The organism is Kocuria sp. CPCC 205235 (assembly GCF_040980905.1).
Lineage (GTDB): Bacteria > Actinomycetota > Actinomycetes > Actinomycetales > Micrococcaceae > Kocuria > Kocuria carniphila.
Genome location: NZ_JAVKPR010000003.1, coordinates 248,849 through 260,718 on the forward strand (window position 1 = coordinate 248,849; position 11,870 = coordinate 260,718).

At 60.7% G+C, this 11,870-nt stretch carries 9 protein-coding genes and 2 pseudogenes; 3 read left to right on the forward strand and 8 right to left on the reverse strand.

Annotated elements, in window-relative coordinates:
* Positions 1-15: 15 nt before the first annotated feature.
* From RF638_RS03980 to RF638_RS03990, 3 genes and pseudogenes are all read right to left on the reverse strand, one after another.
* Positions 16-900 (reverse strand): annotated as a pseudogene (locus RF638_RS03980) (carbohydrate ABC transporter permease).
* Positions 900-1,841: a carbohydrate ABC transporter permease gene (locus RF638_RS03985; RefSeq protein ID WP_095796837.1), complete on the reverse strand. Its 942-nt coding sequence runs from the start codon at positions 1,839-1,841 to the stop codon at positions 900-902. Before RF638_RS03985 ends, RF638_RS03980 begins: the two are co-directional and overlap by 1 nt.
* A gap of 5 nt (positions 1,842-1,846) precedes the next feature.
* Entirely contained in the window at positions 1,847-3,142 is a 1,296-nt protein-coding gene (locus RF638_RS03990; protein ID WP_238663097.1) for a sugar ABC transporter substrate-binding protein, read from the reverse strand.
* 261 nt (positions 3,143-3,403) lie between these two features.
* On the opposite strand from RF638_RS03990, the gene RF638_RS03995 reads away from it, so the two are divergent.
* Both RF638_RS03995 and xylB read left to right on the forward strand, forming a co-directional pair.
* Positions 3,404-4,366 (forward strand): sugar-binding domain-containing protein, encoded by a 963-nt coding sequence (locus tag RF638_RS03995; protein WP_315277373.1) that lies wholly within the window; start codon positions 3,404-3,406, stop codon positions 4,364-4,366.
* A gap of 28 nt (positions 4,367-4,394) precedes the next feature.
* Positions 4,395-5,813 (forward strand): xylulokinase, encoded by a 1,419-nt coding sequence (gene xylB / locus RF638_RS04000; protein ID WP_368841471.1) that lies wholly within the window; start codon positions 4,395-4,397, stop codon positions 5,811-5,813.
* A 25-nt stretch (positions 5,814-5,838) separates the two neighbouring features.
* On the opposite strand, the gene RF638_RS04005 is transcribed toward xylB, so the two are convergent.
* The 3 genes from RF638_RS04005 to RF638_RS04015 all read right to left on the reverse strand — a co-directional run bounded on the left by RF638_RS04005 (position 5,839) and on the right by RF638_RS04015 (position 8,552).
* Entirely contained in the window at positions 5,839-7,371 is a 1,533-nt protein-coding gene (locus RF638_RS04005; RefSeq protein WP_368841472.1) for a mannitol dehydrogenase family protein, read from the reverse strand.
* Positions 7,372-7,486: 115 nt separating this feature from the next.
* On the reverse strand, positions 7,487-7,954 hold the full coding sequence (locus RF638_RS04010) for an NUDIX domain-containing protein (protein ID WP_368841473.1): 468 nt from the start codon (positions 7,952-7,954) through the stop codon (positions 7,487-7,489).
* A gap of 58 nt (positions 7,955-8,012) precedes the next feature.
* Positions 8,013-8,552: an A24 family peptidase gene (locus RF638_RS04015; protein WP_095796994.1), complete on the reverse strand. Its 540-nt coding sequence runs from the start codon at positions 8,550-8,552 to the stop codon at positions 8,013-8,015.
* A gap of 78 nt (positions 8,553-8,630) precedes the next feature.
* Here RF638_RS04015 and RF638_RS04020 point away from each other — a divergent pair, with 78 nt between their 5' ends.
* A complete protein-coding gene (locus tag RF638_RS04020; RefSeq protein WP_368841474.1) occupies positions 8,631-9,401 on the forward strand; it encodes a hypothetical protein in 771 nt (256 codons plus the stop codon).
* 48 nt (positions 9,402-9,449) lie between these two features.
* Here the strand turns inward: RF638_RS04020 and RF638_RS04025 are convergent, their stop codons facing one another.
* Positions 9,450-9,785, reverse strand: coding sequence for a hypothetical protein (locus RF638_RS04025; protein ID WP_368841475.1), 336 nt, complete (start codon positions 9,783-9,785; stop codon positions 9,450-9,452).
* A gap of 1,825 nt (positions 9,786-11,610) precedes the next feature.
* Positions 11,611-11,870 (reverse strand): annotated as a pseudogene (locus tag RF638_RS04030) (hypothetical protein); the annotation flags it as partial.

Consider the following 11,870-nt stretch of genomic DNA (forward strand, 5'->3'; position numbering starts at 1 on the left):
GTCGATGGGCGTTGTCTACTTGATGGCGCCCATCGACAGGCCGCGCACCAGCTGCTTCTGCGCGATCCAACCAGCGAGCACCACGGGCAGTGAAGCCAGCACGCTGGCGGCCGAGAGACGTGCCAAGTAGAGACCCTCACTGGTCATGGTGGACACCAGCATGATGGGCACCGTGGCTGCATCCGCGGCCGTGAGGTTGAGTGCGAAGAAGAACTCGTTCCACGCGAAAATCACGCAGATCAGAGCCGTGGACGCGATGCCCGGAGCCACCATGGGAATCAGCACCACGCGCATGGTGGTCATCAACGACGCACCGTCCATCTGGGCGGCCTCGAGCACCTCACGCGGAACCTCTTGGAAGAACGAGCGCATCATCCACACCGCGAGCGGCAGGTTCATGGCCGTGTAGAGTAACACCAGGGTCCAGATGTTGTCCAGCACCTTGAGCTTGCCGGCCACCACGTAGATCGGCATGATCACGGCGACCACGGGCAGCATCTTGGTGGAGATGAAGAAGAACAGCACGGCCTTGGTCTTCTCCACGGGCCGAATACTCACCGCGTAGGCCGCGGGAATGGCCAACAGGATCACGAGGATTGTGGACACGACCGTGGCGATCACCGAGTTCCACAGGTACCCGCCCGCCCCGGCCTCGAACACGGCCTTGTACTAGTCCAGTGTGGGAGTGAAGAAGAATTTGGGAGGGTTGGAGGCGGCGTCGGCCTCTTGTTTGAACGAGGTGAGCACCATCCACAGGACGGGCATGAAGAACCCGAGGGCCAGCAGCCACGTGAACAAGGTGAGCGCCGCGGAGCCCGCGCCGCCTCCTTTGCGCTTGCGACGGACGGGCGGCTCCGAGGTTTCGACGGAGGGCGTCTGTGTTTGAACGGTGGTGCTCATCAGTTCTGCTCCGTGCTCATGAAGCCCTTGAAAATCAATCGCAGGGCGAAGTTGGCAATGATGATCGTCGCGATGACAACCACCACGCCCATGGCTGCGGCCTGACCGATGTCAAAGCCCAGGAAGGCGCGCTGGTAGATGTAGTAGGGCAAGTTGGCGCTACTGGTACCGGGGCCGCCGGCGGTCATCAAGTAGATCTGGTCGAACGTGTTGACCACGTAGATGGCACCCAACAGCACCGACAGTTCGATGTAGCGGCGCAGGTGCGGCAGCGTGATGAAGAAGAACGTCTGCAGGGATGACGCACCGTCCATCTGCGCAGCCTCCAGAACATCCTTGGGCTGGGACTGGAGCCCCGCCAGGATCAGCAGCATCATGAACGGCGTCCACTGCCACACCAGGGCGATCAAAATGGAGACCACGGGGTGGGAGGACGTCCAGTCCACGGCCGGGATTCCGAAGATTCCTAGGAACCAGTTCACCAGGCCGAAGGTCGGGTTGAACATGGACACCGACCACAGTGTGGATGCCGCCACCGGCATGATCAGGAACGGCGTGATCAGCAGGGTGCGCACCACGCCGCGGCCCAGGAACTTGCGGTCCAGCAACAGGGCGAACAGGATGCCGAGCACCATGGCGATCAACACGCATCCGAGCGTATAGATCACCGAGTTCATCGCGACTTGCCGGAACGTGCGGTCGGCGAAGATCTCGATGTAGTTGCTCAGCCCGACGAACACGTCCGAAGCCGGGTTCAACAGGTTCCAGGAACGCAGCGAGTACCAAATGGTGATCAGGAACGGAATCTGCGTGGCAACGATCGTGAAGATCAGGGCCGGCAGGAGCGGGAGGCGCCGCTGCCACGCGTCACTGCGACGCGGTGCTTGAGCGCGGGATTTGCGCGGGCGGCCAGTACGGGCAGCCCCGGTTGACGTAGACATGGCGGTTACTGGCCTTCCTCACGCTGATAGGTGCGAGCCACCTGTTCTGCATAGGCCTGGGACTGCTCCAGGGCCTCATCGACGGTGATCTGACCGGCCACGGCCGCCGAGATCTGCTGGCCCACGCGGGTGCCCAAATCCTGGAATTCGGGAATGGCCACGAACTGAAGTCCTTCGTACGGGACCGGGTGAGTCATGGAAGATTCCTGCGACGCACCGTCCATGGCATCCAGGGTGGGCTGCGCGTACGCCTGCGAGATCTCGCGGTACTCCGGCACCTCGTAGGTCGAGTAGCGCGACCCCGGTGGCACGCGCTCCCAACCGAAGCGCTCACCCACGAGCTTGATGTACTCCTTGTTGGTCATCCAGGACACGAAGTCCCACGCGGCGTCCTTGTGATCGGAAGTGCTGGGGATGGCCAGCGACCAGCTGTAGAGCCAGCCTGCATCCTCGGTGTCCATGACGGGTGCCGGTGCGTAGCCGTTCTTCCCCGCCACGGTGGAGGACGCGGGATCCTCGATCGAGGAGACCATGGCCGTGGCGTCGTACCACATGGCGGCATTCCCCTGGCTGTAGCGGGTGATGCAGTCGCCGTACCCGGAGGTGGCCGCGCCGGGCTGACCGTGCTCGCGCACCAGGTTCACGTATTCGTTGACGGCCTGCTTGGTCTCGGGCGAGGTAAGGGTCGGATTCCAATCCTCATCGAACCAGCCGCCGCCGTAGGTGTTCATCACGGTGCTCAGCGGTGCCATGACCTCGCCCCAGCCGGCCAGGCCACGCAGGCAGATACCGGAAACGCCGTTGTCCGGGTCATCCAGTTTGGCCGCCAGCTCATTGATCTCCGGCCAGGTGGGGTTCTCCGGCATGGTCACGCCGGCCTTCTCGAACATTTCCTCGTTATAGACCAGGAATGAGGACTCGCCGTAGAAGGGCACCGAGTACATGTCGTCCTCGTAGCTCAACGCATTACGGATCGAGCCGATGAAATCCTGATCGTCATAGCCCTCGGTCTTGTCGATGTAGGGCTGGAGGTTCTCGATCCAGCCGTTCTCGGCCCAGATCGGCGTCTCGTAATTGGAGATCATGACCACGTCGAATTCACCACCACCGGTGGCCACCGAAGCGGTGATCTTGGCGCGGGCCTCGTTCTCGGGCAGGGACACGAATTTCACGTTCACGTCCGGGTGGGCCTTGGCGAACTCGTCCTGTAGTTCCATGGCGTCCTGCATTTGCGGGTTGGACACGATGGCCACGACGATCTCGTCCTTGGTTTCGTCCGCGGATGCGGCGCAACCGGTCATTGCAAAACCCGTGACGAGAGCGAGTAACAATGCTTGCCACCACGCTCCTCGCCGCACTGCGGTGCGATGACGGCCCCTGACACGATCCGGAGCAGCTGTGCTGTTACGCATGATGTTCCTTGTCATCGGTGTTCTGATGTCGGAAGAGCGCAGCTAGCGTCAGCTACTCTCAAGTGAGAATCTTTGGATTCACATCTGAGATGTGATGCTAGTCATATAGACTCAGATGATCAAGAGCCGACCCCTCAGATGCGGTGAATAATGTCCATACCCGATCCATGGCCTCCCAGTGATCAACCGGAGCGCCAAAAACTCTTAGCCCAACTTGCGCAGCTGTACTTCGTGGACGGCGCATCCAAGGTGGCCATCGGCAAACAAACGAACCTGTCCCGGTTCCAGGTGGCCGCCCTCATCCAGGAGGCGCAGGACACCGGAATCGTCCGCATCGAGATCACCATCCCGGATAACGACCAGGATGCCCAGCTAGCTCACGCATTGGGCATCGAGAAAGTCGTCACCGTGGGAACGGGGCCGTGGTCCGCGGACCGCCACACCCTCGCCCGAGAGACGGCCCGGGTGTTCATGGATCAGGTCAACCCGGGAGACGTGCTGGGCATTTCGTGGTCGCGCACCCTCCAACTCGTGACCCGTGAACTTCCTCCACTCCCCCACAATCAGGTGATTCAGTTGGCCGGGGCACTCAGCAACGAAGACAGCCAGGCAGCTCCCCGGCTCCTGGCCGACCTGACCTGCCAGTCCGCGTGGCCCCTGTGGGCACCGCTCATTGTGGAGAACGCCCCCGCGCTCATGAAGAGCCCAGAAATTGCGCAGACCCTGGATCGCGCGAACAGCCTCGACGTGGCCTTGATCGCGATCGGTAGTTGGTCTCCGGAGCTGTCCACCGTCTGGAACAGGGTGAACCCGGAGGTCGCAGAGCAGGCCCGCGCCTCGGGCGCCGTCGCCGAAATCTCGGGCCACCTACTGGCCACGGATGGCACGCCGGTCGACTCACCGGTCGAGTCCATGGTGGTCGCGGCCTCGGTGGAGCAGATCAGAAACGCGCGCACCACGGTGGCCGCCGCCTTCGACGCCGGTCGGGCACCGGCCGTACATGCCGCCGCGAGGGCGGGGCTCATCAATGTCCTTGTGTGCGACGAGCCGTTGCGCCACGCACTGGCCGCACTCGTCGACCACCCCGAACCCACCCCGGCCAGCGCCGGCTGACCCCTCGACGTCCGAAAGGTAAAAGCGTATGCCCGCAACGGTGGTGGGGATCGACTCCTCAACACAGTCCTGCAAAGTAGTGGTCGTGGAACTGGAGAGCGGAGAGGTGCTTTCGACCGCCACGGCGCCCCATCCGGACGGCACGAGTGTCGATCCACGGGTGTGGCTGGAAGCCCTGAGGAACGCGTGGCGAGCGGCGGGCGTGCCCGAGCGCAGCGACGTCGTGGGCGTATCCGTGGCCGGGCAACAACACGGCATGGTGGCCGTGGACGCCCAGGGTGAGCCCGTGCATGACGCACTGCTGTGGAACGACGTGCGCAACGCTCCACAGGCTGCCCGCATGGTGACCGATCACGGGTTGGATTGGTGGATGGAAGCCGTGAACATGGCGCCGATCAGTTCCATGACCCTGGCCAAGCTCGCGTGGCTGCGGGAGAACGAACCCGAGGCCGCAGCCCGCGTGCACCGGGTCATGCTGCCCCACGATTGGCTCACGCTGCATCTGTGCGGGGAATTCGTCACGGACCGCTCGGACGCTTCCGGCACCGGCTATTTCAACGCCACGGACAACCGGTACCGCCCCGAGCTGCTCGAGGAGTATTTCGGCGCGGTTCCGGAACTGCCGCGGGTGCTCGAGGCTCACGAGACCGCAGGGTCGTTGAGTTCCAAGTGGGGCGGGTCCGGCGAGACTCCCGCCGTGGTCGGCCCAGGCGCCGGTGATAATGCTGCCGCGGCACTTGGCCTGAACCTCGAACCGGGCGAGGTCACCATTTCCGTGGGCACCTCGGGCACGGTCTTCGCCTGCAGCGCCGAGCCCACGATCGATCGCTCCGGCGTCACCGCGGGATTCGCGGATGCCACGGGCCAGCACCTTCCGCTGCTCTGCACCATCAATGCCGCGCGCGTCATGACCACCACGGCCGAGACCTTGGGTGCGGATTTGGACGAATTTACGCGGCTGGCTTCCAGCGGCCCCAGTGATGCCGGCGGGCTCACGATGCTCCCCTATTTCGACGGCGAGCGCACGCCTAACCTGCCCGAGGCCACTGGCCGCCTGGACGGACTCACCCGGGCGTCATTCACGCGTGAGAACTTGGCGCGTTCCGCCGTCCTGGCCGTGGCGAATTCCCTGGCGGACTGCCTGGATATCCTGCGCGACATCCACGTGGATGTGGAGCGCGTGCTTCTGATCGGCGGCGGCGCCAAGTCGGACGCGCTGCGCAGTGTCCTTCCGGACACCCTGGGCCTGGCAGTGAGCGTTCCACGTTCCTGGGAGTACGTGGCGCTGGGCGCCGCGCGCCAAGCCGCGTGGGTTGCGACCGGACAGCAACCCGAATGGCCCCGCGTGATCTACAGCGAGTTGGAGCCCACCGGCGACGCGGGTATCGGCGAGTTCCGCGAGCGCTATGGTGCCTTGCGGCGCCGCTACGAGGAGCAGTTGAGGTAACGACGCCGCTCGGAGACTCCGCGGGTCAGGCGGGGGTTCCGTTGACCGCGGCTTGGATCGTGGCTCGGGCTCCTTGGCCGCGGAAGCTTCGCAGTGCCGCGAGATACGGTTCGGTGAACTCAGGGTGTTCCACCAGGTCGCCGAAGAGTTCTGAATCGCGGATGAACGCGAGTTCGTCATCATCGTGTTGGGCGGCAGCAATCATGACGCGGTCCTTGCGTTGATCGACCACGTCGATCGGCTGGCCGTCCTCGTCAGTTCCTTCCGCGTAACGCGCCCACGAGGCCACGATGGTGGCGGAGAGCGTGACATCTCCCCCGGTTGCCAGGTTCTCTTTGATGACCGGGACCAGCCACTTGGGAATCCGGTCCGAGGACTCGGCGGACAATCGTGCCAGGGTGTCCCGGACGTTGGGGTTCGCGAACCGTTCGATCAGCTGTCGCTTGTAGGCGTGGAGGTCCACTCCCTCGACGGGCTGCAGGGTGGGTGTGGCCTCTCGGTCCATGTAGGCCAGCAAGTAGTCGATGAACAGCGGATCCTGGCACACCTCGTGCGCGTAGCGGTAACCGGCAAGGTAGCCGGGGTAGCACAGGGCCTGGTGACTCGCGTTGAGCAGGCGAAGCTTCATGAGTTCGTAGGGCACCACGTCCGGCACGACCTGCACACCGACTTCCTCGAACGGCGGCCGTCCGGACACGAAGGAATCTTCCAGCGCCCACTGCGTGAAGGGTTCGCACACGACCGGCCAGGCGTCCTCGACGCCGAACTCCTGCGTGACGAGTTCGCGGTCTGCGTCCGTGGTGACCGGGGTGATGCGGTCGACCATGGAGTTGGGGAACGGCACGGTGCCCTGGATCCACTGCGCCAGCGCAGGGTCACGCAATCGTGCGTAGGCGGTAAATTGCTCGCGCGCCATGTCCCCGTTGCCCTGAATGTTGTCGCAGGACATCACGGTGAAAGGTTCGATCCCCGCGACCTTGCGCTGCGCGAGTGCCTCCACAACCAGCCCGAAGACGGTGGCAGGAGGTTCCGCCGACAAACCTTTCTCCGTCGCTTGGGCTTGCTCAAGATCGTGCACCACAGCGGGGTTGGTCTCATCAAATCGACCCGTGGCCTGATTGAAGTTGTAGCCGCCCTCGGTGATGGTCAGCGAGACAATGCGGGTGCTGGGCGCGGTCAGCAGGTCCATGGCCCGTTCGGGCTGGGCCGGGGCCAGAACGTAGTCAACAATGGAGCCGATCACTCGGGGTTCAAGAGTGCCGTCCGGGTGCTTGAGGACCAGTGTGTAGAGGTGTTCCTGTTCCTCCATGACCTCCTGCATCCGAGCATCTCCGGGCAGCACACCCATGCCGGCGATGCCCCAGTCGAGGGCCTCTCCCTGGTTCATCAATTGATCCAGGTACATGGCCTGATGCGCTCGGTGGAAGCCACCCACACCAAAGTGCACGATCCCCACCGTGACGTTGGAACGGTCATAAGCGGGCACCGGAATGTCCAGCGCATCCAGGTTCGAACGTTTGAGAGGGCGGGCCTGTCCCGCGGCATGGTCAGAACTCACGAGATCCTCCAGAGGGGTGCATCCAACCGCAGCAGGGAGAGCTGGGTCACACTCGGAGAATATCAGATGAGCAAAGCCTGCGTCTCATATGAGATCGAGGAATGTAATGGGATTTTCAGCGCACGAAGTCGGTGGTCCCCGAGAATTCCTGTGCCGCCCGCAACCGTTCCAACTGATGTTCGGGAATGGGCGGCAGATCGTCTAAGTCATACCAACCGACGATCAAGGATTCGTCGTCCGCTACCCGCGCTTCGCCACTCACATAACGGCAAAGGAAGGTGTGGTCCAGGAACTGGCATATGTCCCCGTTAGGGAACCGCACGACGTCGTAGGCCTTGACCCGCACGAGCGCTTCGACCTGGACGTCCACTCCGGTTTCTTCGAGGCATTCGCGCCGGGCGGCAACGCCCGGATCCTCCCCCGGTTCGACGATGCCCGTGATCAGGCCCCAGTTACCGTTGTCCGATCGCTGACCGAGCAGCACCTTGCCCTCGTGGATGACCACCGCGGTGCAACCGGGCAGCCACAACAGGTCGTGACCGATCTTCTTGCGCATTTCCACGATGAATTCGGGTGTGGCCACGGGGAAGTCCTCCTGTTGGTTGGGTCGGCATCCTGAGGTTCTTGTCTACCGGAGCTGGCTACACGAACGCCAAGACTCCCAAACTGCCGACCAGCATGAAGGGACCGAAAGCGACGCGCGAGGTCATGTCGATTTTGTGCATAGCCAAGAGCGCTGCAGAGAACAAACCCGCCAAGACAAAGGTCACCGCAATGGCCATGAACGTATGACCCACGGACGCGAACCCCGTGGCGATCCCCAAAACTCCAGCCAGCCGAACATCCCCCAGGCCCATGCCTGCCGGGTAGACGAGGCGCAGCAGAACGAAAAGACCGCCCATGATCATGAGGCCCCACAGCATCCACCACCAACGAACGGGCTCACCAGCGAGAATCGCAGAGACCCCCAATAGTGCAGTGACGGCGGGATAGAGCGGCCAGACCACTTTGCGTGGCAGTCGGTGGTACCGAATGTCGGTCGCGGCTAACCACACTCCGGTGCATGCAAGAACCAGGACCCCCAGGGCACAAGTCGCCGCGGCCAGCCACCCGGAAGCGTTGGCCGCTTGAAGCTGTTCCCCCACGAATACCCCGACACTCGCCGTCATTGGCTGCATCATGATCTCCATCCTAGGCACGCCCGCGCCGAGCGCCAGGCAACTCAGGGGATGTGCAGTACGAGTTCCTAGACTGGGGGCATGAGCGCACCGTGGGATTCTCGCCCCGCCCGAGTGACCGTACCGGCCAATCAGTTCGCTGCGCTGTGCCGGTCGTCCCCGTGGCGGTGGGACACGCTGCAGTTCTCGTTGTACTGGATGGAACGCGACGATCAGCCAGCAGCCCTTCCGGTTCGCGCGTGGCTCAGACGCCCCTCGGATCTGCGCGTCGAGACGTTGCAGGGCAAGCTGCTTTACACGGCGACGTCGCTCGAGAAGTCCCGCGACGATTTCTACGTTGCCGCCACGCCCAAGTCCTGGCTGCTACCGCCCGCGCTCGTAACCCCGGTCTACACCGACGAAGGCCTGGTTTGGCGCCGCCCCGAGGCCGCCTACGGTGATCCCATGTTCGGAGGTGGCCGTTGGCAAGCGGTCCTCGATCCGGTTGAATGCGTGGGCCCCGCGCCCATTCCCAACAATTTGCCCGAACAGCGACCGTCCAATCTCACGGACGTGGTGGAAGGTCGCTTCGCGAACCGGAAGGTGTGGCTCGCGACCGTCACCCCGCGAACGCGCTACCGCCCCTTCACTCCGGAGCATCCCCTGACACCCGGCCCCACACGCATTGCCGTGGATACGGCAACCGGCGTGTGTGTCTATTCCAAGGTGCTCGACGGCCCCTTTGCTGGCCAGGGGCACAAGCTAGGCATCGAGGCCGCGGACGACTACCTACTCGACGACCTCTTCACCGACATGGACTTCAACCTCACGGACGTCTCGGACCACGTACCTTGGCCGATTCCGTTGGGCTGACCAACATGTGGTCAACTACCACGTTGTCAGTCAGCCCAGCGGAATGGCTCAGCCTGTCGTTAGTCCGACAATTCCGGCAACCAGGAAGACTGCTCCCCCGAGGAGCATGAACGGTGAGTAGCGTCGCACAAGCTCCATCGCCTCGTCCTCCGTGGCACCCTTTCCAGTGCTCGAAAAGTAGCGGGCTACTGATCGGTTGATTTCGAGATTGTTGCGGTAGATAAAAAACATGACGAAGTACAGAGCGGCGAAGGCAAGCATGAACCACACTGCCATGGAGGGCTCGTCGCGCCATCCATCATCCGTAACAATGAATGCCACAATACCTACGGCGACCGCTGTAAAGAACAAAAACATTGACTGGATGAGAATTCTCACATTCATTCTGCCCCCTCCCATAGCTTCAAATGGAAAAAATTGCTGACTTGATTACTCCTGAGTCCATCGAACGAGGATTTAAATTCCAGCAGACAATTCCACCCTAAACCAGGAACCCCATAATACCGAACAACACACACGCTCCCGATAAGAGAAACATGATCTTTTTTGTCCTCATAACATCTTCTTTCGACTTTCTAGGAGGAGAATCTCGAGTGCCCATGGATACGGAGTAGCTCCTCATCCTCTTTCCCCAGAAATTTTCAGGCTTAATTACAAGGGCACCCACGAAGGCAGACACTCCCATAAACAGCAATACAATCCTTAAGTCGTCTAGGTCCGACGTCGTCGCAAATCTCCAAATTACGAGACCCCCAATCCCTAAAAGTAAGATTGTCGCCGTAATAGTCATCCCGTTGTTTCTCATGACCACCGCCTTACATTACCTTGGTCAAAGTGCCTTCTGCTGAACACCCTACACTCAGGCACCATGCTTGTTCATCATATTTGTAAAATGTCCCCCGTCTCTATAAAAACAGGGATTGAAAGTATCGCACTGATGACGCAAACGCAGATAAATATGCGTCGAGCATTCTTGAGATTTTTTTCTATGTCTTGCTCGCTCGCACTCTCAGTTTTATACGCGTTTGATACCCAGCGCAGATGATTTCCCCAAACCGTATCAGAAATCATAATTAGGGATGTTGTCAGGGAGCTTAAAAATAAGAACGAAAGGAAAAGTGCTAGAGAAAATACAACCCCTTCAGAGACTAGTAACCACCCGCATACAATAATTGCCATTACTACGTAGCCGCTGCAGTAAGCCGTAATTGGGCTTTTGAATTTCATAGTACTCTCTTTCCGCAAGACTACACTAACCGCCCTCAATGGGAGAATCGCGCGATACTGCACCCAGCCCTGAAATTTGGGCCTACCTTCCATAGAAATGAAGGCTCCTGAAAGTGCTGGCACCCATCGCATTTGGGACACACTCCCACTAACCGTAAAGCAATAGTAGAATTGCATGATAATTCCATTAATCATACGGGGTCGCCAATAATAATTCGCACCGAGCGGGAAAGTGGTAGGGACACCAGTGGGAATACACTCTTCATCCACCATCAAACTAGTACCAGGATCGCGATGAAGAGAAGAAATTTAGCAAAACTAGACATCTTCATTAGGTGCTCATCTATGAATTCCCTTGTTCGTCTTCTGACTCACTCCCAACCTTTCTCGTTACGACAATACTAAGGGCTCCAATCCCCACCCCCATCATCAGAAGTGTCAAACCTCTCCACATAAGAGTAGTGGACCCGCCGACGAGTGCCATGACGAAAGAGCTAACGCCGAAAGAATGACAATAGCGAGCATCGCAATTGCAAAACCAAAAAACCCATATTGTTTATTACTACCCATTGGTTATCCACCCTGCTTTACTCGTTTTCACGTGGGAAACACCAGGGAATACCACGAGCCACAGCAGACTAATGCGCGTTTGCGCGTTATTGTTGATGCACCACCCGCCGCCTCCAAATACCTTGCTCTCGTTCATAGCAGCCCCATCGCACGGTCGTTACCAGCGGGCACGCCTTCTCGCCATTGAGAACTGACGCAAAAACCCGGTGGTGAACGTTAGAGTACGCCGGACTTTCACAAGCGAATAGCATCACATCAACAATCTTTCAAACGTCAGGCCAGACCTATGGATCAACCTCCCCGTCCAGCAAGCAGCTACTGTCCTGCAGGAGTGCTCACAGGACGAAACGCCGCCCGGTGACCTGCGTCAAACAGGTCACGGGCGACGTCGGCGTCGAAAGAAGCTTGCGACCTACACGTCCGAACGTTCCAGCACGTCGGTGACGAGCGCGGCGATCGGCGAGCGCTCGGAACGGTTCAGGGTCATGTGACCGAACAACGGCTGGCCTTTGAGCGCCTCGACCACGGCGATGATGCCGTCGTGGCGACCCACGCGCAGGTTGTCGCGCTGCGCGACATCGTGCGTGAGAACCACTTTGGAGGCTCTTCGCAGCTGAGAGGGTAGCTGCGGGGCGTGGGCCGGGCGCGTCGGTGCCGGGATAGACGCCGAGG